Source organism: Haloarcula sp. CGMCC 1.6347 (genome assembly GCF_037078395.1).
Classification (GTDB): Archaea; Halobacteriota; Halobacteria; order Halobacteriales; family Haloarculaceae; genus Haloarcula; species Haloarcula amylolytica.
Genome location: NZ_JAYMGX010000002.1, coordinates 254076 through 276745 on the forward strand (window position 1 = coordinate 254076; position 22670 = coordinate 276745).

The following is a 22670-nucleotide window of genomic DNA, read 5'->3' on the forward strand; positions in this document are numbered from 1 at the left end:
GGGGCATCGCTGATCGGGGACACCAAAACCGAAAAACCGCGCTCGAATCACAGCGAGGAGCAGGAACCGTGAGCGCCGGAGTTACTGGAAGCCGATCCGGCCGCCGGTCCCGGCCTGGCGCTGCGGACTGGAACCGCCTCTGAACTCCTCTTCCATCTGCTCGTAGTACTCACGGATGTCGTCGGTGATGGTCGGGCGCACGCTGTCCATCGCCTGCCGGAAGTGACGCATTTCGACTTCATCCGCGTCGTCGTCCTCGCGGAGCGCCTCGATAGCGGCTTCCCGGGCGATGGATTCGAGGTCCGACCCGACGAATCCGTCGCTGACTTCGGCCAGTTCGCGCAGGCTCACGTCGGGCGACAGCGGCGTGTCGTCCGTGTGGATCTTCAGGATCTGCTCGCGGCCCTCGACGTCGGGCTCGCCGATCATCACCAGCCGGTCGAACCGGCCCGAGCGGATCAGCGCCGGGTCGATCATGTCCGGCCGGTTGGTCGCGCCGATGACCATCACGTCCTCCATCTCTTCGAGCCCGTCGAGTTCGGTCAGCAGCTGATTGACGACGCGTTCGGAGACGTTCGACCCCATCTCGCCGCCCCGACCCGGTGCGAGCGAGTCGAGTTCGTCGAAGAAGATGATGGTCGGGGCGACCTGCCGGGCCTTCCGGAACGTCTGCCGGATGGCCTTCTCGCTCTCGCCGACCCACTTCGAGAGCAGTTGCGGGCCACGGACCGAGATGAAGTTCGCGTCGGTCTCGTTGGCGACGGCTTTCGCCATGAGCGTCTTCCCGGTGCCGGGCGGGCCGTACAGCAACACTCCCGACGGCGGCGTCACGCCCATGCGCTCGAACTTCTCCGGGGAGTTCATCGGCCACTCGACGGCCTCCTGGACCTGCTCTTTGGGGCCGCTGAGGCCGCCGACGTTGTCCCAGGACATCTTCGGGAGTTCGACCAGCACCTCCCGCATCGCCGACGGACTCACCTCGTTGAGTGCGCCCTTGAAGTCGTCCCGTTTGATTATCATCCGGTCGATGAGACTCGGCGGGATGTCCTCCTCGTCTAAGTCGATCTCGGGGAGGTAGCGACGCAGCGCCTTCATCGCGGCCTCCTTCGTGAGGCTCTCGATGTCGGCCCCGACGAAGCCGTGCGTGTCCGTCGCCAGCTTGGCGAGGTTCACGTCGTCCGACAGCGGCATGCCGCGGGTGTGGATCTGGAGGATCTCCTCGCGACCCACTTCGTCCGGCACGCCGATCTCGATCTCGCGGTCGAAGCGGCCCGGGCGGCGCAGCGCCGGGTCCACGCTGTCGACGCGGTTCGTCGCGGCGATGACGATGACCTGGCCCCGCGATTCGAGGCCGTCCATCATCGTCAGCAGCTGGGCGACGACCCGGCGCTCGACCTCGCCGGTCACGTCCTCGCGCTTGGGCGCGATGGAGTCCAGCTCGTCGATGAAGATGATCGAGGGCGATTCCTCGCTCGCGTCCTCGAATATCTCGCGTAACTGCTGTTCGGACTCGCCGTAGTACTTCGAGATAATCTCGGGACCGGCGATAGAGAAGAAACTGGCAGAGGTTTCGTTGGCGACAGCCTTCGCAAGCAGCGTCTTCCCGGTGCCGGGCGGGCCATGCAGCAACACCCCTTGTGGTGGCTCGATACCGAGCTTCTTGAAGATCTGGGGGTGTTTCATCGGCAGCTCGACCATCTCTCGCACCCGCTGGATCTCGTTCTGGAGGCCGCCGATGTCCTCGTAGGTGATGCCGCCGCCAGTCTTCTCGAAGCCGGAGATCGGCTCCTCGCGGAGTTCCACTTCGGTATCTTCGGTGATGAGACAGACGCCCTCGGGCTCAGTCTCGACCGCGATGAGCGGGATGGCCTGGCCCGGCGAGCGCATGAACGGGTGGTTCGTCGAGGACATCACCGGGACGATGTCGCGCTCGACGACCGGCCGTTTCAAAATCTGCCGTTTGACCATGCCGGCGGCGTCGGAGCCGAACTGGACCGAGGCCTCCTCGGGCGGCGCGAGGACGAGCTTGTCGGCCTTCTCGGCCTCGGCCTTCCGGATGGTGACGCGCTCGCCGATGCCCACGTCGGCGTTCTGGCGCGTGAAGCCGTCGATGCGGACGGTATCGGTGTTCCAGTCCTGCCGGTCGGCCCGCCACACCTTCGCCGCGGTCGTGTCGCTCCCCTCTATCTCGATGATGTCGCCGGGAGAGAGCTTGAGGTGCAACAACGTGTCGGGATCGAGTCTGGCGATACCGCGCCCCGAGTCGTTCGGGTACGCTTTCGCCACTTCCAATTGGACTTCGTTCATAGTAGAGCCTGCTTACAACGAACTCGGGTAGCCCCGGAGATATGCTTTATGCTACCGGCGGGCAAGACGCCCGGCGACGGGTTTATATGACACCTAATAACACACCGCACAGCAGGGGCTAATACCCTCCGGCTTGAGTGGCGGTAACACAGGCTGCCGCCATCGCCGCGTTTCATAAGGCTGGACGCGATAGCGCCGGTATGGTATTTCTCGTTCCCTTCGACGGGTCACCGCTCGCAGACGCCGCGCTCGACCGTGCTGTTTCCTACGCCGCGGCCCTCGGCGAGGACGTCGTCGCCGTCGCGTTCATCCCGACCGGGGCCGACTACGCCGAGCGACGCCGTCGCGTCGACCCGACCGAGGACTTCGCCGCCGAAACTGCCGCGGACGACCTCCGGCGCAAAATCGAGGAGGCGACCGACGACTCCGAACTCCGGTACGACGACGTGAGCGCCCACTCCACCAGCGAACTGTCGACGACGATCAGACAGACTGCCCGCGACGTCGACGCCAGCGTCGTGTTCCTCGGCAGCGACGACACGGAGGACATCGTCGTCCCTATCGGCGAGGTCACGGACGGCGAGGCCTACGACGTCCATATCGTCCGACGGACCTGAGCGGTCCAGCGACCTGACACGCTGGGTGGAATCGTAGTATGAGGGCTTTTACTCGCGGGGCGCGACGCCCCGTGTATGCGAACACTCGCTTTCGACGGCCGGATGGGCGCAGCCGGCGATATGCTTCTGGGGGCGCTACTGGCTGCCGGGGCCGACCGCGAAGCCCTGTCACCGGTCGAGGACGCACTCGCTATCGAGTACGCCGTCTCCGAAGTGGACCGATGCGGCATCGCCGCCACGCGCGTCGAGGTACTGCTGACCGACGCCGAGACCGATAGCGACGGCGACGGGTCTCACGACAACTCCGGAGGCGACGCCGGGCATTCACACGAATACACGCACGGCGATGGCCACGACCACCCGCACAGCCATTCTCACGAACACACGCACGACGACGGCCACGACCACACCCCCGCTGAGGGCCACGGCCCGAGCCGAACGTACGCCGAGGTCGTCGAACTCGTCGAGGAGATGGACCTCCCGAAGGCCGTCAGAACGGACGCGCTGGCGATATTCGAGATACTCGGCGAGGCCGAGGCGTCGGTCCACGGGACGGACCTCGACGACACGCACTTCCACGAGGTCGGGGCCGACGACGCCATCGCCGACATCGTCGGGGCTTGCCTCCTGCTCGATGACCTCGACGCCGAGCGGGTCGTGACGACGCCGCTGGCGACGGGCGGCGGGAGCGTGGAGATGAGCCACGGCACCTACCCGGTCCCGACTCCCGCGGTAGTCGAGATCGCCGAGCGGGCCGACTGGTCGCTGCAAGGCGGCCCTATCGACAGGGAACTCCTGACGCCGACCGGCGCGGCGATTCTCGCCCACGTCGCGGACGGCACCGAGTCGCTGCCGTCGCTCGACATCGACGCGTCGGGCTACGGCGCTGGCGGGTGGGACCTCGACGACCGCCCCAACGTCCTGCGGGCGATGGTCGGCGACGGCGCGGGGCGGCTCCGTCGCGACGAAATAACGGTCCTCGAAACGAACGTCGACGACGTCCCGCCCGAGGTGCTCGGCGACCTCCAGCGCTCGCTTTCAGAGGTCGGCGCACGCGACGTGTCGATAGTGCCGACGACGATGAAGAAGTCCCGGCCCGGCCACATCGTCAAAGTCATCTGCAGACCGGAAGACGCTGAGCGGGTCGCGCGTCGCCTCGCTGAAGCGACCGGGACGCTCGGCGTACGCGAGTCCGGGGCCGGCCACCGCTGGGTCGCCGACCGGGAGTACGAGACGGTTGTGCTCTCCGTCGACGGCGAGGAGTTCGAGGTCACGGTCAAGATCGCAAGCGACACCGACGGCACGGTGTTCGACGTGAGTACGGAGTACGACGACGCCGCGGCCGTCGCGGACGCGACCGGCCTTCCCGTTCGTGAAGTGATGCAACGGGCCGAGCGGATGGTTTCGCGTTAACCGCTCTCGTTGGCTGTTTCGTCTTCTGAATGGGCCGCTTCCTCACCGCTTTTCGCCTCGCTCCCGCCGGCCGGGCTATCGCTGTCGTGTTCGGCCAGCGCCTCCTCGACGGTGAGCGCGCCGGTCGCGACCTGCCGGGCGAGGTCCTCGCTGATGGCCCGGTTCGTGTCGCTTTCCTCCCGCGAGCGGTCCTTGATCTTCTGGAGTTCCCCGGCCGTGGGCTCGATGGTTCGGCTCTCGATTTCCGCGCCGTCGAGGCGGGCGATGTTGACCGCGGCCAGCACGTCACCCATCCCGCGCGCCCCGGAGCCGAGGTACGGCGTTGTCCCCGTTTCGTCAACCAGCTCCACCGGCACGGACTGGATGTCATCGATGATGCGCGCGCCGACGAGCCGCGCGCCGTCGCCGATGCGAACGACTGGATTGACAGCGTCTTCGACCTCCTCGCGGACGATTTCGCCGGCCTCAGCCGCGGGCACCTGAAACGCTGCGACGACCATGTCGCCGTGGAGAATCGCGACGCCCGGTCGCTCGCCGGGGTCGATACCGATGACGGTGCGACCGTCGCCACCGCGGAGTGTCGAAATAACGGCTTCGACGGCCCGCCGCGGCGCGTCCGGGTCCGCCTGTACGACATCCACGCCGTGGGGGATTTCGACCGACTCCCCCGCCGCGATGACCGCGACGTCCGCCCCTTCTGGCCACTCGTCGCCCGGTTCGATAGTCGTGAACGCTACGCCGCGGTCGCGTAGCTCGTTCACGACGCCGTGGTACACTTCGAAATCCTCGGTGGCGACGACAATCACGGCCGGATTTCGGACGCCGATCACTTACAGATGTGGGAGTCCGGTGGTCCGTATCTGTGTTTCAGATAGTTATGAGAAGGATAAGGATGCAGTTAGATAGAGGCCGTCTGTGCATCTACTACGTTTGATAGATTTTTTATGACAGGTGGCTGGACTGTTAGTGATGCGTTCGGCGGCCAGTACCGACCGGGGGGAGACGGAGTCCGACCCGCTGTTCGGCGGAGTCAGCGGCGCCTATCTGGGCTCGATGCTGGTACCGCCAGTCATACCGCTCATCGAGCGTGTCGGCGTCACCGAAGCCGGGACGCAATATCTGGCGCTGATCGGAACCGTTGGCCTCGTGACTACCGTGACGGGCTGGGTACTCTCCAGTCGACCACCAGTGGCCGTTACACTCGGCGCGACTCGCGCACGCTGGCTTCCGTCGGCGATTGCGTTCGCGTACGCCGTCATCGGCTTCGCGTCACTTGAGACGACTGGCGTCGTCGGCGTGCTGGCGTTCTTCCTCGGCCTGCTGGCCTTTCTACTCGGAGGCGCTATCGCAGTCATGGCACAGACGCGGTACACCGCCGCGGTCACCGCCGGCACGGAGGAGGTGACTCGCTGGCGGGCGAGCTGGCCCGAGTCCGCGCGGCGGCGGCGGTTGTACGTCGGCGGGGCCGTTGTCGGCGTCGCGGCCGTCGGCGTCGCAGTCGGTGCGGTGTTCGATCTCGCCCTGCTCCAGTACACCGGTCAGGTGCTGTTCCCGTCCGGGTTCGTTCTCCTCCCGACGGGCGGGACCCGAACCGCCGTCGCGACTGAGCGCGGTCTGGAAATCAGGCTTCCGGTGGCGAGGTGGTTCTACGCTTGGAACGAACTGGAATCCTACGACCTCGACTCCGAATCGCTCGTTATCACCCGCAGATGGGGATCAGACCTGCGGTTTGCGACGGCTGACATCGACGACGTGTCGCTCGTCGAGTGGACGCTGGCCGAGCGGCTTTCGGACGACTGACAGCAGCCCAATCAGGTACCAGCGTTTTTATCCGAACCTGCCCAACCCTTGCTCGTGAGCGAGTACGTCCCGACCGGGTGTGATGCAATCGACGACCTCCTGGGTGGTGGGCTGGAGCGCGGCGCGGTCACGCAGGTGTACGGCCCGCCAGCGGCCGGGAAGACTAACTTCGCCCTCTCGGCGGTGATGGAAGTCGCCGCCGCAGGCGACGCGGCGCTGTACATCGACACTGAGGGCCTCTCGGCCGACCGCATGGAGCAGGTCGCCAAAGGTCGCGCACGCGGGACGGCCCAGACGGTGGACGACCTCGCTGGCCGACTCATCATCACCGAGGCGCTGGACTACGACGAGCAGGCCGAGGCTGTCCAGGACGCCGCCGAGTTCGCCGCCGAGGTCGAACTCATCGTGCTGGACAGCGCAACCGGGTTCTATCGGCTCCGCCGGGACGACGAGGACGGCGGCGAGACGCTGCGGGACGTGGCCCGCCAAATAACCCATCTGCTCTCGCTGGCCCGCAAACACGACATCGCCGTCCTGTACACGAACCAGGTGTTCACTGACCCGGACAGCGACCGCTCGACGGCGCTGGGCGGCCATACCCTCAATCACTGGTCGGGCGCAATCGTCCGCCTGGATCGGTTCCGCGGCGGCAACCGCCGCGCCACCCTGGAGAAACACCGCGCCAAACCGGCCGGCGACACGGCCCAGTTCCGTATCACCGATGCAGGACTCGTGGGCGACGACACACCCGAGACGCCGAAGTAGGCTTTTCGTCGAGAAGCGTTGCTGTCAGGCGCGCGCCGTCGCGGCGACGGCCGCGTCGCAAGCGCGAGGGACGAGTCGCACAGGCGAGCGGAGCGAGCCGAGCAACGCAGTCGGCTGGGGAGGCGTGTGGCTGTCGCGGTTTTGTGGCTGGTGTCGGTACTCGAACGCATACCGCGCGAGCGGAGCGAGCGCGGTTTCACTCCGAGCGCGCTCGCAGAGCGCGACTCGGAGGTCGTTTTTAGCGTAGATTTTTGCGAACCCACTCCCCGCAGCGCGCTCTCTGAGCGCGCGAGGAGAGGGGGTGACGTAAAAAGGTACTCTCAGTAGATGAGGTCGTCGTCGTTCTCGACCATGTACAGCGTCCGCGCGGCGATGTTGACAGCGTGGTCCCCGACCCGCTCGATGTCCCGAATCGTCAGCAGGAGGCGGGACACGTCGGCCATCAGCTGCTCGATTTCTTCCTCGCTGGAGTCGGCGTCGATCTCACGCTCGATGAGGTCGCGCACGACCGTCTCGGAGGCGGCCTCACAGCGCTCGTCGACCTCGTCGTCGATGTCGGCGATAGCGTAGCACTGGTCGGCGTTCTCGTCGCCGTAGGCCTCCATGGCGTTTTCGACCATCTCGATCGTCACATCGGCGACGTCCTGAATGTCGACCTCGGGGTACACGTCGCGTTCAGCAGTGAGCGAGTACTCGCCGAGGTTCGTGGCGAGGTCGCCGATGCGTTCGAGGTCAGTGATGATCTTGAACGACGCGGCGATGAAGCGGAGGTCGGACGCGACCGGCTGTTGCAGCGCCAGCAGGTCGATACAGTCCTGTTCGAGGTCGAGATACAGCTGATTGATCTCGTGGTCGCCTTCGATGACCTCCCGGGCCATCTCCTCGTCTTTCTGTTCGAGTGCATCCAGACCGAGCCGGAGCCGCTCGAGAACGATCTCTGACATATAGAGGACGTCCTCGCGGAGCGAGTTCAGTCCCTCCTGATAGGAATCGCGTGGCATAGTCCGGAATGTGCTGGTTGTATGCATCAGCCTTTCCCTTCTCCCAATATCTCCCGATACCGACCGGCGCGACGGTAGCAGCGGGCGTGCTATGCGGGGACAGGGACGCTCGACAGCGAAAACCGCCTACTGTGACACTGCCTCGGTGTCGTTACGGGGATGAACGTCCAGCGTCGTCGCGTCGCTGAGTGCCGTTCCGCCCTCGACGCGCTCGACGCGCAACACCACGTCCTGTGGCGTTGCACAACCACAGCTCACGAACTCGTCCCACTCATCGCCAACAGCCACTGGGCCGCCGTGGGCGCGTCGGAGGTACTGTTGGTAGGTGTCCCCGCGGAGTTCGTCGGCTATCCACTCGGTGTCGACGCCGGACCACGGGTTCCCATCGGCGGTGCTGGGGGCAAACGAGAGCACGAGACGGTCCGCAACGGGAGCCATACACTGGCTGAGGCGGGAGACAGGCTTAGTCCCTTGGGAGCGCCCTCTTCGGCGCGGCTACAGTTTGTCGTTGACCGCTTCCAAGCAGTGGGCGTCGACGAACACCACGACGTGATCGCCGGGTTCGATGACGGTGTCACCACGGGGGATGACCAGTTCGCCGCCGCGGCTGATGGCCCCGATGACCACGCCGGTCGGCAGTTCCTGCACCGATTCCTGGATCGGCCGCCCGGCGAGGACGCTGTCGGCGGAGATCTCGATTTCCAGCACCTCGGCGCGGTCGGATTCGATGATGGCGACCTTCGTCGCGTCGTACTCCCGGGTGAACCGCGTGATCTCCTCGGCGGTCGTCTCGCGGGGATTGACGGCCACGTCGACGCCGACGGCCTCGAACAGGTCGACGTACTCGCCGGAGTTGACGACGGCGACGGTTCGCTCCGCACCGAGTCGCTTGGCCAGCAGCGTCACCAGAAGGTTCTTTTCGTCGCTGTCGAGCGTCGCAACCACGGCGTCGGCGTCTGAGACGTGTTCGCGCTCGAGGAACTCGCTATCCGTTGCATCACTCTCAAGCACGGTGGTCCCCTGCAGGTCCTCCGCGAGTTCGCGTGCCCTATCGTGGTTCTTTTCGATAAGCCGGGGCTTGATCCCTCGATCCTGAAGCAGTCGCGCAGTGTGATAGCCGACGTCGCTCCCGCCGACGATGAGGACGTTCTGGGTTGTCTTTGACTCCGGCGCGATTTCAGTCGCGAACAGACGCACGCTCTCGCGGCTGCCGATGACGACGAGATCGTCACCGGCTTTGATCACCGTCTCCCCGCGCGGGATAATGACTTCGTCGTCGCGCAGTACGGCAGCGAAGGTCAGAGATTCGTAGCGGTCAGCCTCCGCGACGGTCAGGTCCGTGATAGGACTGGATTCGCGAACCTCGAACTCCCCCATCTGGACCTGTCCGTCAACGAACGTTTCGACATCGCGCGCGCCGGGGAGCCCGATGACACGGGCGATGTTTTCCGCAGTGAGCAGGTTCGTCGCAACCATGTGGTCCACACCGAAGGCCCCCTCTGACTTCTCCCAGGTCCGGAGGAACTTCGCGCTCTTGACGCGGGAAATGGTGAACGGATCAGCCGCCGTTACTGCCGTCCCACAGGTGACGATGTTCGTCTCGTCGTCGTCGGTACTGGCGATGAGAACGTCGGCTTTCTCGATACCGGCCTCCGCGAGCGTGTCGAGTTCCGCGCCATCCCCTTCGACGCCGAGGACGTCGGCCTCGTACATCAGGGCCTCCACGCGGTCAGGGTCGATATCTACGACGGCGACTTCGTGGCTTTCGGCGAGGCTCTCGGCGATGTTCGAACCGACCTCGCCCGCGCCGACGATTACGATATACACGGCTGCGCCTCCGCCTGATACATGTGCATCAGCTTTCCACCGATGGGTGAAGTGTATTTTCATCCGGCCGGCGGACCAACCCCATCGGGGCGGCCGGGCTATCGAACCCGGCGATGAACGAGGGCTGATTCATCGGTGAAGATGTAACCTTCGAGCCGCTTACGGCTCATCTCGGAGCGGCACGTCTAACCAGGGACAGAGGGCTGACCGACGTTGGAACCGTTCGACTGAATCGAACGACTCTTTCGTCTCTTCGATCGCCTTTCGCATACTGGCGTAGTCGGTCATACACACTTCATCTGTCGCCCCACCGTTTGATTATATGCTTCTTTACGCCTGCTATCTACCCGGTAGACGCGTACTTCTGTCGGTCGCTCGCGCCGATCCGTTCGTCGAACCGACCGCAGCAACTGTGACGCGATAGCTACACAGACTCTTGTCTAGGGTTCTGGCCAACGCGTAGCGGACACTTGGCGGACCGTTCGCTTAGTAGCAGGTGACTACTCTCCCGTCGCTAGTCGGCGTGACTGCCACTCACCGTCACGCTGGCAGCTTAGTGACTATTTGTAGACGTGGCTGTGGACGCGAGTACGAGAAGATGGACTGCACTAGATCCGACTGTCGGCAGCAAGCGTTATCGCCCTCCGGATGTGCCACTGTGTCACGCATCTCTCCAGTACGTAGCTTATTTCTCCGTATCGAGAGCGGCCCGCAGACGGTCAGCAAGTGACTGTGGTGCCGACAGTGAGAGCCGATGGCTCATCGCCAGTGCTACAAACACCACGCTCACGACGAGCGCGACGGCGATGCCCGGCACTGTGACCCCGCTAAGTGCGAGTCCGCCGACGGTAATCAGTGTGGCACACGCGGTCCCGAGATACCGACCTGACCACCGCTCATCGGCCGAGGTGTGAGCACCTGTCCGGTCGTGATCGATGACGGACTCAGTCGACGGCGTCGACTCCGCGTCCGGCGTCGACAGGAGCGATGGTTCCTCGTCGAGATACCCGTCGAAGGAGTCCGCGAGTGCGGTCGCTTCGACGAGTCCGCGGTCCTGATTGTAGTTGATGACGCCTGCGTCGTCCATCTTCGGGAGGTGGGACTGGTACAGCGCGATGTAGACGCGCTGACGCTGTTTCGAGCGGAGCGAATCGACCGTCGTGTCGTGTTCCAGCGCCGCGATGTGTTCTGCGATGTCGCTCATATCGGCCGGCTCGTCGCCGGGGTGTTCGTGGAGGTACTTGAGGACCAGGCGGCGGCGACGACACTGGAGGACGTGGAAGAGGTCGTCGCGGGTGAGTTCGTCGCCCGATTTGGACTCCGAAGACGACGACTCCTCTGTCGCGGACTCCTCGGCCTCAGTTGTCGTGGGGTCGGAAGTCGTTTCAGCTATGGACATGTTCGCTCGTTCCTTTTCCAGCAACCGACATATACCGGGTCGACTGTTCCGCCGATTGCGACTGTTTCACCGATTTAACGGGTCGATAATGGCCGACTTACCCGGGGCCAACGTGCAATAAAACAGCGTTCTGAAGTGCCTACACCTATTTGCTGGGGGTTTCGGGTCAAGAACTCTGTTCCACGGCTGTTTCACACAGCATACTAAATTGTTTCATCACTACGACGGCAAATAATGTCTACAAATACACATATGTGCAGTTGCGGTAGGCGTTGTTTCTCGGGCTAATTCTGCTGTTTGTCGGCCATAGAAGGATCAGAGGGCGAAAGTTACCGTTTCTATGTGCCTGTCGGCTATCGGTGTGGCTTCAGTTACGACTGTCGTGACAGTGGCGAATAGTTTCACTTGGTGGAGACACACCCGCAAAACGCCGGTAGCGAACAGTGATGCCACTATCGACCCGGCTATCCGAGCCGTGAGCCAGTTTATCCGCCGGGCGTCGGTGGCTTGATATCGCCCGCGTGTGGCGAGTTCGCGGCTGCGGGTTTCGCCCGCTCCAGACAGATGAGGTTCTCCCGGCCGAGACGGATCTTGACGACCTCGTCGTCGTCGACCATCCGCGAAAGGAGGCGGCTGACCTTCGCTTTCGACCAGTCCGTCGCCTCGACGATGTCGGTCTGATGCATACGGCCGTTCTCGACTTGCAGCATCAGTTTCACGAGCCGCGCGTCAGGGGTGAGTTCCCAGTCGGCTTGCTCGAAGGCCTCAGCCGCGGTGTCCGCGTCGATATCTGTACGGTCAGCTCCGGCCACCCTGTCCGTCGCCTCGATTTCACGGTTGACCTCGATAATCTCTCGGTCCAGTTCGAGGCGGCGATAGATGTACAGTCTGGCCGCCACGGAAAGCTCCGTGACCCAGCCACGCCTGATCGCCGCGATTGCCACCCCGGTCCCAATGAGGAACCCAAGAAGCGAACTCGTCACCCAGACTGGCGTCAGCATGCTGTTCGGATTTGTTCCCCAGGCGACTTCCTGGCGATCGGTCAGGAAGTCACCGTCCGAATCGGCCGCGAGCGGGTCCGTTCCGAGGTCCGAAACCTCGCGCCCGTCGCTGAGACCATCGCCGTCCGTATCAGCGGTGGTCGGGGACGTGCCAGCCGCCAGTTCCTTTCCGTCGTCGAGGCCGTCGTCGTCCGTATCGCTCTCGGTAGGTGCGGTGCCCGTTTCGATTTCTGTCCCGTCTGTTACCCCATCTCCGTCAGTGTCCGCGACTGTCGGGTCCGTGCCTATGGCCAGCTCTCGCCCGTCGGCGACCTCATCGGCGTCAGTGTCAGCCTGTACTGGGTTCGTGCCAATCTCCAGCTCCCGACCGTCGAGAACACCGTCGTCGTCCGTGTCTGCGTCGGTCGGGTCGGTCTTGCCGGATGCCTCTCGCTGGTCGGACAGCCCATCGCCGTCAGTATCGGCGACGGTCGGATTCGTCCCAAGTGACAGTTCGCGCTCGTCCGACAGCCCGTCGCCGTCCGTGTCGCTCTGTCGCGGGTCAGTACCCTGTTGAAGCTCAGTCCTGTCGGCGACACCGTCTTCGTCAGTGTCTGCGGCCGCTGGGTCCGTCCCGTGCTGGTGGACCTCCGCACCGTCCGTCAGCCCGTCGCCGTCAGTGTCAGCATCAGTGAGATTTGTCCCCTGAGAGACCTCGTTGCTGTTGTTGAGCCCGTCGTCGTCAGTATCACCGGCACGCTGAATCGGCTGTAGAGACACCGACTGCCGATCTAGCGTGGTGTTAGAGCTCGTGTTGGAGAGCGAGATAGAGAGATCATCGAGCCCCGCCGTTCCGGGGGTTGTGAGGGCTGCGGTCCCGTTCGGGCCGACCGACGTACAGGCCGACCCGTTCGCACGCGCACAGACTGAGAGGTTTTCATGCGGCGAACTGACGGTCACTGCGATCCGATACCCGCTGACCCGCTCGCCGTCTATCCGTTCCCAGACGAACGCGGTTCCGTTCGGCCTGTCCGCAGCAGCCTGTGTGGGCTCGACCGACTGTATCGCCGGCGCTGTTTCGTTGCCCGCCGCTGTGTATTCAGCATACTGCCCGGCGTCCGCTGCGGTAGCGACACCAACGGAGACAGACGCGACTGTCAAGAGGAGGAGTAAAGCGCAGATCCCGCTCACGATCCGGTGTCTCATACAGTACGAGTGTCACAGCGGGACAATATCCTTTTTGGCATATAGTCTCCTTGTCACTTCGAGCCACACCTGATACTTCAATGATGGTTTCCGCTGCGTCCCAACTACTTACTCATCGGATAATCCGAGCTCCGACCCAACGACCTGATCCATCCCCCGCCGAATCCGCTGTGACATCGCCGATGGCGAAATGTCGAGTTTGTCCGCCAGCTCAGCCTGTGAGATGCCACGGGGCACGTCGAAGTACCCCTCTCTGTGTGCCGTCTCGAGCGCGACTTGCTGGTCTGCGGTCAGTCCGCATACGCCGGCGTTTGCCTCCCCAGAGGTCCAGTACAGTCGATCAAGTCGAAACGTGATATTCCGTTCAGAGCACTCAGATCGGAACTGCGACAGTGCTGCTCGCGACCGAAACTGCGCCTGTACCTGCCACTGTCCACCCGTTCCTTCGATGTCGAGCACCCGCCCACCGGCGCGGACGAGCGAGGGCGTGAGTCGGACGGCGCTGTCGGCCACCTTAACCCGATAGACGCGGTTCGTCTCCGTCCAGTCTAACACGACGGGCTCGCATACCGTGCTGTCTCCCTCCAGTTCTGTCTCGAACTGGTCAAGACTCTCACCAACGGCCTCTATCACCAGAAAACTCGACGTCCCGTCGTCGACCATCTGTTCCGGACGGACTGTTATGTCCGGACTGCTCTCGACTGCCTCCGTCAGAACCAGCTCCGGATGACTCAGACACAGATCGACACCGAGGCTTTTCTCCCGTGGTGACCCATCCGTCTCCGATGGGCTTGCCGGCCCGTATCCAGCACCATCGACTGGCTGGTCTGCCTCGGTTGCCGACCCCTGGTCGCCGGTGTTGCGCATGTGGACACCAGACGAATCGGGCACAAGGACATTATCACTATACAGATAGTGTCTGAAAATCGAGGGGCTATACTAATAGCCACTCTGTGGGTCCGGTGTTTGATCACTTTTCAAGACAGAACAGTATCTTCCAATAACAGGTTTCGCCGGGACAACTCAAACTGAATGAAATAAGTCCTACTTCACGGTGGTTCCGGACTGGCTTTGAATAGGGTACTGTCCCACGAAATCAGCCGTATTGGCCGGTCAGATACGGCATACACCAGCTGGGTCATCCACCAACCTAGTCAGGTACGACAGCGGTCATTCATCTTGTTCTGGTGGTGTTGACGTGGGGTGGACACCCGCAGATTGACAAAGGACGGTGTTCGGTCGGTTTGTCGGTCTCAGCTGGTCTATTCCAACCTTGCAAGTCATACGAAACGGAGGGGTCGGTGCAGTCAAGCAGTTGGGTACCAGTTGCTATACTTGCAACTTCGCTGCGTTGACTGGCCGCAGCCGGGGCAACGTTCTCAATCCATTGGAATGTATAGACGATTATGGGCGACCCAGCGTGTTACCGCGACTACTGTCCTGCATGTGACGCGCAGGTAACGATTACTGACGGTGAGTGTCCGGACTGTGGCACGAGCTTAGAGTCGTCGGGTCGTAGAACCGATTGAGATGTCACTCGTCGTGGGGAGCCCGTAGTTCAGTTGGAGCGAGACCTGAATGATTGTGACGACTAACCACACTCGGTCCGGGAGATGGGGGATCAGTCAGAGCGGAATCTTGACTGAGGGACTGTACTTACTTAGAGAAGTGCAAATTGAGAGGGGCACAGTCATAGTAGTACAACGAAACAGCCAAACCACTCCGAAAAAATGCCTACAGTATGGCAGATAGTCGTTCGTCGGCCCTCCTCGACGAGGATGGAAACCTCTTCGGCCTCGTCAACGTCGTCGATGCACTGGCCGCCCTGCTCGTCATTGCGGTCGTTGTGGCAGGCGCCGCACTTGTCCTCCAACCGGAGCCAGAGCCACCTGCTCCGAACACAACCAACGTCACTCTCGATCTCGGGACACAACCTGAATACATCGTCACAGAAATCACCGAGGGAGACACGTACAGTCCAAACGGTAATTCGGAGCTCACGATCACAGACGTCCATCTGACACCGCAGGGTAACCAGACACGTGTCATCTTACGCGCTACGCTTCAGGGACCGCCTGACGGGGACAGTCTCACATATGCGAATGCGCCCCCGCGCCTCGGGCGACCGCTGACCATCGCGACGAGTCGATACGAAGTAGACGGTCAGATCCGTGCAGTGGGTGGTGACAACAGTTTCACTCAGGAAGACACGACGGTGGTTCTCAGAGACACCATGGCCACCGCCGAAGCGCGAGACGTCACTCCCGGTGATGAGATCCGACTCAGCGGACGCACTGTCGCGACTATCGAAGACGTAGCTGCATACACAACCGAGAATTCAACCGAACAGACCGTCTTCGTCGAAGCAGAACTCGACACACACAGACAGCAGTCTGACCGTCGGTTCGGCGGCACACAGATGCGGCGCGGGCAGACGGTCACGCTCCCGGCCGAAGACTACACCTTCGACGGTCGCATTGAAAAGGTGGATAGCGGCCTCCAGCCAACGACTACTGATGTGCTCCTGGAAACAACCGTCGATGCAGAAACGGCTGGCCGTATCGCTGCCGGCGACGTCACTACCGTCGCCGGGTACGAGGCAGCCGAAGTACGAACGGTTACCACGTACGCGACCCAGAACCCCGACCGCAAACGCGCGCTCGTGGGGCTCTCGTTGGCCACTCTGGAAAACGCCGGTCGTCAGCAGTTCGGTAGCGCCGCCGTCCAGCGTGGGAACAACATCACTATTTCGACCGAAAGCTACGAACTCTCCGGCACCATCGAACGTGTTGGCGCACTCGAACCGCGTGGAACGCTCACCAATCGGACGGTAACCCTGCGGATGACCGACATGCGTGCGGACATGGCGGATGCGATCGAACCCGGCATGACCGAGACCAGTGGTGGCGAAACAATCGCTCGCGTCAGCCGCGTCAACACCGAGCCATCTGTCATCATCACGACGGGCGATAACGGCACGGTAAACGTCGTCGACCATCCATACTTGCGTGACGTCACCGTCACGACCGAACTCCGAGTCCGTGAGTCGACAGACGGTGTCCGGTTCAAAGGTGAGTCAGTTCAACAGGGCTCGACAGTCGTTATCAATCTGGGGACAGTCACGATTGAAGCGACAGTCGTGAATATCGGCCTCTGAATTACACCAAAAACCGTATATCGAACCAATCAAACCAGTATATAATCGGATGTCCGAGGAATCCGGGTTGCTAAGCCCTATTGAAGCTGTCGGGGAGAAAATCAGCGCGATTACTGACGGTTCACGGGTCATTACCACTGTGCGAACGCTCGGTGCTCGAACGAGTGGTTTTGTTCAGGAGTCGTATTGCTATCGCTGGCTCACCAAGGAGCCCGACCCGGAAGTCATCGTTATTGACCTTCGGGAGACGTATACTGTCGGTCCGTTCATTGCACTACTGGATAGGATCATCCCACATATTGAAGACGCATGGCAGCATTCACGCGTGGGCTCGGTCGTGAAGCGTGTGTTCGAACGGCTCAGTGAGGCGGTGTTCGACCCGCTTGCTGAGACACGTGGCTACGAACTCGCAGTCTCGGTTTTGGCGCCACCGGAGCCGCCAGAACGAGAACGTACCGTAGTGGATGATTCGGAATCTACCGAACGTAAGCAATCCTGACTTCCGGTAATATTCCCTTTGTGCTGTGTTGAATCGGTATAAGTCAGTGGAATTCACTGTTTGACGGTACGTTTGATATTATAGACGACACACATCAGGGCGATTTCTCGGAACTCACGAAACCAGGAACGCGCTCGCACGGCGAAGCCGAGCGAGCGCTTCACAGCCGAATTAACGGTCTCAGTCATAGAGCGCTGATTGTAGCGTTGTTTGTCGATTCTGGCGGTGTGAGCGTAGTCATAAGGAGTGAAGATACGTTGCTTGATTAGCGGTCTGATGCGGAGTTCACGCAGTGCTTCGCGGAGTGCTTGCTTGTCGTAGCCTTTGTCAGCCGCCAGAGGCCGCAGATCGCCCGCGTTCCGGCGGTAGATCAGCGTCATCTCGTGCCATTCGTTCGTCCCGAGATGCAGTTTCCTGTCGGTCTCGTATCGGTCTTGACCCCGCTGGAGCAATCGCTTTGTCTTGTGCTTTCTCGCTGGTCAGTATCCGCTTCGGGACGACATACGACAGTCCACGCTGGCTGAGCATCTCTGGAATATGCTGGCTATCGAACTCACGGTCCATCAACACATAGCGGAAATAATTCAGTTTGCAATAGATATATACCAGTCTAAGTGGTAGCTCCCGTACGGAGACGTCATGAATGGAGATCACTGACATTCCCGACGATGCGTACGCTGGCGACGAGTCACCGCCGGATCTCGATGATTTAGAATCGCCCGATTCGCTGCTCAAGAGTGGTCCGATCCGCGAGCGACTCCTCGATATCGTCACCGGGCTTCGAACCCCTACGAAGGTTTCCGACATCGCCGATCTCACTGACTGCGACACTGAGACTGCCCGCGACTACTTGGAGTGGTTCGACGGGATGGGATTGGTTCACCGTCACGACGGCCGCCCCGTCCGGTACGAGCGCAACGATGCGTACTTCCAGTGGCGACGTATCGACCGCATCCGCGAGAACTACTCCGACCAAGAGATCGTTGAGGCACTGTCAGACGCCATCGATCAGATCGAGGAATACAGAGAACAGTTCGACGCAGACGATCCTGACGCCGTCTCTCTTGTCGAAGCCAGCCGCGAAATGGCAACTGAAGACGCGTGGGAGGCCCTCTCCGAGTGGAAAACGCTCGAACGCAGAGCTACCCTCCTCGATGCGGCGCGTCGTGATCACTCAGCTTCTGGTAGTTCTCCCGGTCATATCGATGCCTGACAATCAGGACGGGCCGTCCAGTACCGGCCCGATCGATGCTGAAATTCTCGACCGGATTGCCCCACACCTCTCTAGGAGCGCTCGCTTCGGCGATGTCCAAGCACGCCCTGAGTATGCACCGAACGCCGTCGTTGCTGACTACGACCTCGGGTACTTCCCAAGTGGGGTCACGCGGGCGTATCTTCGTATCCGATGGTTCGAAACCGATGATTTCAGCATCCACTACTCCGAGCAATACCGGACGGGGAACTCCTGGGAGTGCCGCTGGGACCGCCACCCCAATAATCATAATACCCGCGAGCACTTCCACCCGCTGCCGGATGCGCCGACGCCAGGCGAGGACGAAGACTATCCGGATGAGTGGCAGGACGTACTCGCCACTGTGCTCACTCGTCTTGACGAACGAATCGAGGCACTCTGGAGCGAATGACGAGCCAGGGTAGAAACGAGGTGTACGGTTCTACGGAACATTGTCAGGCTGAATACGACTCGGGTCAAGGAAACTGGTTACTGGCGTCTCGGTGTATCGTCGCATCGATGCCCCCGGTATTCGAGTTCCACTGTACAAACCCTGCCTGTGCCTTGTGGCATCGGACCGTACGCATTGAGAGGAGCGGTCTCAACTTCTGTTCGTGTGAGAGGAGTTGAGACTCCACCGGGTTTAGCGGGACTATGATGCGTGGATTCAGCCGACTCAGTGAGCGGGAATTGCCCCAGATTGCTCTCCAAACGCTCATTTATATTGCATTGCCAACTATGCACGCGAGTTTCAGCGACCTCTGGCAGCGTTGCCATTAAGATACCGCAGTACCGCGGGTAGAGGTCCTCACTATCCGATTCCGGTTTCTTTCTTCACCAGCGTCAGAGTATTATCGGTTGTCACGATGGGCGAATGCTCGCATTCACCAATAACTGTGTAGCGAGTGTGCAGCTGGCCCGAGTAGCGATGTGAAGGTGGTTCCCGATGCTGTTAAGACTGGCAGGGTTGCAAGGACTGATAGCGCAATGTCGGCCGACAAACGCATTCCAGTCACCGAAGAGACCCACAAAGAGCTACACGAACTCAAAGACCCGGGACAGACCTACGACGAACTGCTTCAAGACCTCGCTCAACAGCGTCGCCGTGAGGACCTCGAAAATCGTTTCAGAGACGTCGAAGCAGCTGATTCTGAGGATCTGACTGCGCTTGAAGATGTCTGAGTACGACGTGCTGTTGGGCGACGATGCACGTGCCTTCCTCGAGGCTGCCGGCGAAAAGACGACACGTATTTGCAAAGCGAAACTCGGATATCTTGCCGCAAACCCGCATCCTGGTCAGGGTCGCGGAAATAAAGAAAAACTGCCTATCGACGGCCGCCGAGACCGTTACCGGCTGCATGTCTCCCGGACGTACACAGCCTTCTGTACGATTGTAGAAGATGAGACAGAGGTTCGTGTACTCGAAATTCTCCCGATTGACGAAGCCCACGACCGCTACGGCTTCTGACCGTTTCTCGGATAAAGATAGAATATTCGGAAGGTATTCAGTCACGTGGCGGAGTGGCGCCTGGAAAGCGGTCCGGGTGTCACGAACCATGTCTGAAAACGAATGTACGTCCGGTGACGATCCGGGCACTGACGGCACAGCAACTGACCATGCATCGACCGGCGAGTCACTCGAAATCCGGTACAGAGACCACAGTGGCCTGTGGCGACGGCTGCAGTTCGAACCACGCCCGGACGGCTCTGGGTGGTACCGGCATGAGGCAGAATGGACTGGCTGTCACTGGCGGCCTGTTGGCCGTGCGGTGGTGACGGATATGTGGTGGCAGACCAGCGTTGGTGGACAGTGACGTAATCGACAGCGATAGCGACATAGTTCTGCACATAAAAGCAGGTGGAAGACACACAGTTCGTTTCGTCTGTCTTGGAGGTCACTCAGACAGTGCGATTCTCACCAGATTTTATTTCGATATCCCCATCGATCAGGGCGTGTGAGTGAACGAAACCGGGAATGAGAGAGGACGTTTCGTCTGTCTTCTCACTGATGTCTCACGGGTTGCGTTCCGCTTCGATCTCGGCTCTGATGTCGAGGACGATCTCGGGATCGAGGTCAAGGCCGTACTCGTAGTACCGGCCACCGCTCTCGCCGCGATTCCGATCGGTCCGATGGAGAAATCCGAGCATATGGAGGTCCGAGAGGTGGTTCTGAATGCTCTTGAGCGTCGTGAGCGGGTCCACGGCGTGTGAGTCCGCGACGCGCTCGTATCGAGTCTTGATCGTCTTCGAGCGGGCCAGTGTCTCCTCCTGCTGCTCGAGATACGCGAGCGTTTCGAGAAGCAACTGTGCGTGCTGGGTCTGATCGCGGATCCGATTTCGCAACCGACCGCGTTGGACGAGTTCCTGGGCTGCAACGATATGCGAATCGTCGACGCTATCAGCCTCCTGCTTTTTCGCCACTTCGCCACCGACCCTGAGGAGATCGATCGCTTGTCGGGCGTTTCCCCGGTCTTTCGCCGCAATCGCTGCTGCTCGCGCGACCGCTGAGTCGTCACAGGCGCCGTCGACAAACGCGTGATCGGCGCGGTCAGCAAGTATTGTTCGGAGTTCACTGGCATCGTACGGGCTAAACGAAATCTCAGCTTCCATCAGGGTGTCTTTGACCTTCGGCGAGAGGCCCTGTCGAAACCTGTAGTTATTGGAGATCCCGATGACGCCGATTTTCGAATTCGTGATGTGGCCGATCGAGCGCGCCCGCGGGAGTTCGTACAGGAGCGTGTCGGCATCACCGAGGTGATCGATTTCATCGAACACGATGAGGTGCGTCCCACCCAGTCGATCGAGTTGCGCGTACAGTTCCTCGAACGCGTCGGCTGTACTGAGCCCTCGTTTTGGGAAGTCACTCGCGGTCTCCGGGAGCAGTGTGTTGATGAGCGCTCGGACGACCGAATAGACCGTCTTTCCGTTACAGTTCAGCTCGTGGACGAACAGGTCGTCGGCGTCGGAGCGCTCTGTGGCTTCGTTTTGAAGCGCTTCCATCATGTATGTCGTCACCGCCGTTTTCCCGAGTCCGGCCCTCCCGTACAGCATGATGTTCTGTGGCGTCCGGCCGAAGAGGACGTCCTCAAGCGCGTGGCGATACTCGTCGATTTCCTCGTCACGCTCAAGGATCTGATCGGGTTGGTAGTCTTCGGAGAGGACCTCCTTTGCAGTAAAGAGAGAACGTTCGACGTCGCTAAACGGTCCGGACATGAGTCTATTTATAATGACCCACCACCAATATATAAAACCTGCTTTTGTTTGTCTCGTTTGTCTGGATCCACTCCCGCTTGTTAGTCCCATTTCAGCTATCGAGACGCTACGCATTACTTGGCGTCAGGAGACAAACGAAATCCACTCTCTGAAGCGGAGGTTGAGTGGCTGCTGTGGAGTACCCGGTGTCACAGTCGAAGACAGACGAAACGTCCTCTCTCATTCCAGAAGAGGTCACCTACAGCGGAGCAGGCTAAGTCCTTCTGGGTCGTCCGAAAGACGGAGTTTCTCCGGATGACGAGACATCGAGAGCATGTTGAACCACGGGACTTCGAGGCGGTTTATAGTGGTCAGCCCAATACGACAGAGTCGACAGGAGACTGACTGTGGACTTCCTCCGAGAAACACACACGAAGAATCGAGACAAACGAAACGTACTCTCTCATCATGTATCATATCGTATCGTCGAAGTCGAGCGTAGAACTTGCACGAATGGTATCTGCGACCGTGACGAGACGTTTGTCCGGTCTAGAGATCGTGTCTCTTGAATTCGGGTCTACGAGTGGATTCTGTGAAGCAGCGCCGAAATACGGCACGAACGAACGATTAGGCTTCCACAAATTCGGGTAGTCCCGAATATCTCGTGTGAATCGAGAGAGGCCGGGATGCTTCTGCAGGGCGCGTGTCATCATCCGGCGTTCCAAACTGTGCTCGAGGAACTGTTCGTAATGATGCGTTCCTAGAAGCGGATCCGCGAATTCGACGCGGACAGCAGCAAGGGCTGCAAACGTGGCGATCTCGTGGATGAACTCCACGACTGGCGGATCATCAGGGCTACCCGTTCGCTTCAATGTCTCGACGCAGTACTCATCGAGTCGCTTCCGAAATGGTGTCTCGGACTCGCCAGACAGAGTCAGCAAGTCCTTCAATTGCTTCCGAGAGCAGTCCAGTGGCAACACCACCGCTCGTGCCACATTGGCGTCAGAAGCGTCCAGATCAAGCATAGGTCGGAACGGAGACCGGGTGGTCGAGAGTGTCGAATCCTTCATCCAAGAATTTCCGGCGGGGGAGCAACGCGACCCCATTGAGGAGTTGAATGTCACGGATGACCTGTTCGTGTAACGCCAGAACGTTCGGGACCGACGAGTACTCGTCTCGCTCATCCGGGAGCACACCATGATCTTGGGTCAGTTCGGTGGTTTTCAGGAAATGGAGGAAATCGTAGATCTGCTCTCGATTCGGAAGGACAACGACG

21 protein-coding genes and 2 pseudogenes are annotated in these 22670 nt (G+C 60.9%); 10 read left to right on the forward strand and 13 right to left on the reverse strand.

Annotated features, from left to right (window positions below):
* Nucleotides 1–81: 81 nt before the first annotated feature.
* Entirely contained in the window at nt 82–2307 is a 2226-nt protein-coding gene (locus VI340_RS09655; protein ID WP_336358269.1) for a CDC48 family AAA ATPase, read from the reverse strand.
* 200 nt (nt 2308–2507) lie between these two features.
* Here VI340_RS09655 and VI340_RS09660 point away from each other — a divergent pair, with 200 nt between their 5' ends.
* Together VI340_RS09660 and larC are read left to right on the forward strand one after the other, a co-directional pair.
* Nucleotides 2508–2924 (forward strand): universal stress protein, encoded by a 417-nt coding sequence (locus VI340_RS09660; protein WP_044951939.1) that lies wholly within the window; start codon nt 2508–2510, stop codon nt 2922–2924.
* A gap of 75 nt (nt 2925–2999) precedes the next feature.
* Nucleotides 3000–4337, forward strand: coding sequence for a nickel pincer cofactor biosynthesis protein LarC (gene larC, locus VI340_RS09665; protein WP_336358270.1), 1338 nt, complete (start codon nt 3000–3002; stop codon nt 4335–4337).
* Here the strand turns inward: larC and VI340_RS09670 are convergent.
* Entirely contained in the window at nt 4334–5143 is an 810-nt protein-coding gene (locus VI340_RS09670) for a hypothetical protein (RefSeq protein ID WP_049943037.1), read from the reverse strand. The two genes, larC and VI340_RS09670, sit on opposite strands and share 4 nt — an antisense overlap.
* Before the next feature lie 163 nt (nt 5144–5306).
* Here VI340_RS09670 and VI340_RS09675 point away from each other — a divergent pair, with 163 nt between their 5' ends.
* Both VI340_RS09675 and radB read left to right on the forward strand, forming a co-directional pair.
* Nucleotides 5307–6137 carry a hypothetical protein gene (locus VI340_RS09675; protein WP_008311539.1) on the forward strand — a complete coding sequence of 277 codons (831 nt, stop codon included), beginning with the start codon at nt 5307–5309 and terminating at the stop codon, nt 6135–6137.
* Between the two features lie 54 nt (nt 6138–6191).
* On the forward strand, nt 6192–6902 hold the full coding sequence (gene radB / locus VI340_RS09680; protein WP_008311538.1) for a DNA repair and recombination protein RadB: 711 nt from the start codon (nt 6192–6194) through the stop codon (nt 6900–6902).
* A 320-nt stretch (nt 6903–7222) separates the two neighbouring features.
* On the opposite strand, the gene phoU is transcribed toward radB, so the two are convergent.
* From phoU to VI340_RS09715, 7 genes are all read right to left on the reverse strand, one after another.
* Entirely contained in the window at nt 7223–7903 is a 681-nt protein-coding gene (gene phoU, locus VI340_RS09685; RefSeq protein WP_014040846.1) for a phosphate signaling complex protein PhoU, read from the reverse strand.
* 126 nt (nt 7904–8029) lie between these two features.
* Nucleotides 8030–8341, reverse strand: coding sequence for a hypothetical protein (locus tag VI340_RS09690; protein WP_008311535.1), 312 nt, complete (start codon nt 8339–8341; stop codon nt 8030–8032).
* 57 nt (nt 8342–8398) lie between these two features.
* Nucleotides 8399–9730, reverse strand: coding sequence for a Trk system potassium transporter TrkA (gene trkA, locus VI340_RS09695; protein WP_008311534.1), 1332 nt, complete (start codon nt 9728–9730; stop codon nt 8399–8401).
* 159 nt (nt 9731–9889) lie between these two features.
* Nucleotides 9890–10018 carry a hypothetical protein gene (locus tag VI340_RS09700; RefSeq protein WP_004957274.1) on the reverse strand — a complete coding sequence of 43 codons (129 nt, stop codon included), beginning with the start codon at nt 10016–10018 and terminating at the stop codon, nt 9890–9892.
* A gap of 397 nt (nt 10019–10415) precedes the next feature.
* Nucleotides 10416–11129: a DUF7344 domain-containing protein gene (locus VI340_RS09705; RefSeq protein ID WP_336358271.1), complete on the reverse strand. Its 714-nt coding sequence runs from the start codon at nt 11127–11129 to the stop codon at nt 10416–10418.
* Nucleotides 11130–11614: 485 nt separating this feature from the next.
* A complete protein-coding gene (locus VI340_RS09710; protein WP_336358272.1) occupies nt 11615–13315 on the reverse strand; it encodes a helix-turn-helix transcriptional regulator in 1701 nt (566 codons plus the stop codon).
* Between the two features lie 108 nt (nt 13316–13423).
* Nucleotides 13424–14182: a helix-turn-helix domain-containing protein gene (locus VI340_RS09715; protein WP_336329184.1), complete on the reverse strand. Its 759-nt coding sequence runs from the start codon at nt 14180–14182 to the stop codon at nt 13424–13426.
* A gap of 874 nt (nt 14183–15056) precedes the next feature.
* Between VI340_RS09715 and VI340_RS09720 the strand changes: the two genes are divergently transcribed.
* Together VI340_RS09720 and VI340_RS09725 are read left to right on the forward strand one after the other, a co-directional pair.
* The gene (locus tag VI340_RS09720; protein ID WP_336358273.1) at nt 15057–16472 is read left to right on the forward strand and encodes a DUF4330 family protein; all 1416 of its coding nucleotides are present in this window, start codon (nt 15057–15059) and stop codon (nt 16470–16472) included.
* Between the two features lie 49 nt (nt 16473–16521).
* Complete coding sequence (locus VI340_RS09725; RefSeq protein WP_336358274.1) at nt 16522–16971, forward strand: hypothetical protein; 450 nt, start codon at nt 16522–16524, stop codon at nt 16969–16971.
* 53 nt (nt 16972–17024) lie between these two features.
* Here the strand turns inward: VI340_RS09725 and VI340_RS09730 are convergent.
* A pseudogene (locus VI340_RS09730) lies at nt 17025–17342 on the reverse strand (transposase); the annotation flags it as partial.
* Nucleotides 17331–17541, reverse strand: a pseudogene (locus VI340_RS09735) (transposase); the annotation flags it as partial. The pseudogenes VI340_RS09735 and VI340_RS09730, both read right to left, overlap by 12 nt.
* Nucleotides 17542–17614: 73 nt before the next feature.
* Here VI340_RS09735 and VI340_RS09740 point away from each other — a divergent pair.
* From VI340_RS09740 to VI340_RS09755, 4 genes are all read left to right on the forward strand, one after another.
* A complete protein-coding gene (locus VI340_RS09740; RefSeq protein ID WP_336358275.1) occupies nt 17615–18184 on the forward strand; it encodes a DUF7342 family protein in 570 nt (189 codons plus the stop codon).
* Nucleotides 18177–18614 (forward strand): hypothetical protein, encoded by a 438-nt coding sequence (locus tag VI340_RS09745; RefSeq protein ID WP_336358276.1) that lies wholly within the window; start codon nt 18177–18179, stop codon nt 18612–18614. The genes VI340_RS09740 and VI340_RS09745 overlap by 8 nt, the downstream gene beginning before the upstream one ends.
* Before the next feature lie 575 nt (nt 18615–19189).
* The gene (locus tag VI340_RS09750; protein ID WP_165896008.1) at nt 19190–19384 is read left to right on the forward strand and encodes a hypothetical protein; all 195 of its coding nucleotides are present in this window, start codon (nt 19190–19192) and stop codon (nt 19382–19384) included.
* The gene (locus VI340_RS09755) at nt 19377–19670 is read left to right on the forward strand and encodes a type II toxin-antitoxin system RelE family toxin (RefSeq protein ID WP_336358277.1); all 294 of its coding nucleotides are present in this window, start codon (nt 19377–19379) and stop codon (nt 19668–19670) included. Before VI340_RS09750 ends, VI340_RS09755 begins: the two co-directional genes overlap by 8 nt.
* A 545-nt stretch (nt 19671–20215) precedes the next feature.
* Here VI340_RS09755 and VI340_RS09760 read toward each other — a convergent pair.
* Nucleotides 20216–21415 carry an orc1/cdc6 family replication initiation protein gene (locus tag VI340_RS09760; RefSeq protein ID WP_336358278.1) on the reverse strand — a complete coding sequence of 400 codons (1200 nt, stop codon included), beginning with the start codon at nt 21413–21415 and terminating at the stop codon, nt 20216–20218.
* A gap of 452 nt (nt 21416–21867) precedes the next feature.
* Complete coding sequence (locus tag VI340_RS09765) at nt 21868–22419, reverse strand: hypothetical protein (RefSeq protein WP_146417103.1); 552 nt, start codon at nt 22417–22419, stop codon at nt 21868–21870.
* Nucleotides 22420–22670 lie beyond the last annotated feature (251 nt).

Excerpts from the sequence above, each read along its gene's own strand:
- VI340_RS09655 (WP_336358269.1), bottom strand. The coding sequence starts at position 2,307 with ATGAACGAAGTCCAATTGGAAGTGGCGAAAGCGTACCCGAACGACTCG.
- VI340_RS09660 (WP_044951939.1), top strand. The coding sequence starts at position 2,508 with ATGGTATTTCTCGTTCCCTTCGACGGGTCACCGCTCGCAGACGCCGCG.
- larC (WP_336358270.1), top strand. The coding sequence starts at position 3,000 with ATGCGAACACTCGCTTTCGACGGCCGGATGGGCGCAGCCGGCGATATG.
- VI340_RS09675 (WP_008311539.1), top strand. The coding sequence starts at position 5,307 with ATGCGTTCGGCGGCCAGTACCGACCGGGGGGAGACGGAGTCCGACCCG.
- phoU (WP_014040846.1), bottom strand. The coding sequence starts at position 7,903 with ATGCCACGCGATTCCTATCAGGAGGGACTGAACTCGCTCCGCGAGGAC.
- VI340_RS09690 (WP_008311535.1), bottom strand. The coding sequence starts at position 8,341 with ATGGCTCCCGTTGCGGACCGTCTCGTGCTCTCGTTTGCCCCCAGCACC.
- VI340_RS09700 (WP_004957274.1), bottom strand. The coding sequence starts at position 10,018 with ATGACCGACTACGCCAGTATGCGAAAGGCGATCGAAGAGACGAAAGAG.
- VI340_RS09705 (WP_336358271.1), bottom strand. The coding sequence starts at position 11,129 with ATGTCCATAGCTGAAACGACTTCCGACCCCACGACAACTGAGGCCGAG.
- VI340_RS09710 (WP_336358272.1), bottom strand. The coding sequence starts at position 13,315 with ATGAGACACCGGATCGTGAGCGGGATCTGCGCTTTACTCCTCCTCTTG.
- VI340_RS09715 (WP_336329184.1), bottom strand. The coding sequence starts at position 14,182 with ATGCGCAACACCGGCGACCAGGGGTCGGCAACCGAGGCAGACCAGCCA.
- VI340_RS09720 (WP_336358273.1), top strand. The coding sequence starts at position 15,057 with ATGGCAGATAGTCGTTCGTCGGCCCTCCTCGACGAGGATGGAAACCTC.
- VI340_RS09725 (WP_336358274.1), top strand. The coding sequence starts at position 16,522 with ATGTCCGAGGAATCCGGGTTGCTAAGCCCTATTGAAGCTGTCGGGGAG.
- VI340_RS09740 (WP_336358275.1), top strand. The coding sequence starts at position 17,615 with ATGGAGATCACTGACATTCCCGACGATGCGTACGCTGGCGACGAGTCA.
- VI340_RS09745 (WP_336358276.1), top strand. The coding sequence starts at position 18,177 with ATGCCTGACAATCAGGACGGGCCGTCCAGTACCGGCCCGATCGATGCT.
- VI340_RS09750 (WP_165896008.1), top strand. The coding sequence starts at position 19,190 with ATGTCGGCCGACAAACGCATTCCAGTCACCGAAGAGACCCACAAAGAG.
- VI340_RS09755 (WP_336358277.1), top strand. The coding sequence starts at position 19,377 with ATGTCTGAGTACGACGTGCTGTTGGGCGACGATGCACGTGCCTTCCTC.
- VI340_RS09760 (WP_336358278.1), bottom strand. The coding sequence starts at position 21,415 with ATGTCCGGACCGTTTAGCGACGTCGAACGTTCTCTCTTTACTGCAAAG.
- VI340_RS09765 (WP_146417103.1), bottom strand. The coding sequence starts at position 22,419 with ATGCTTGATCTGGACGCTTCTGACGCCAATGTGGCACGAGCGGTGGTG.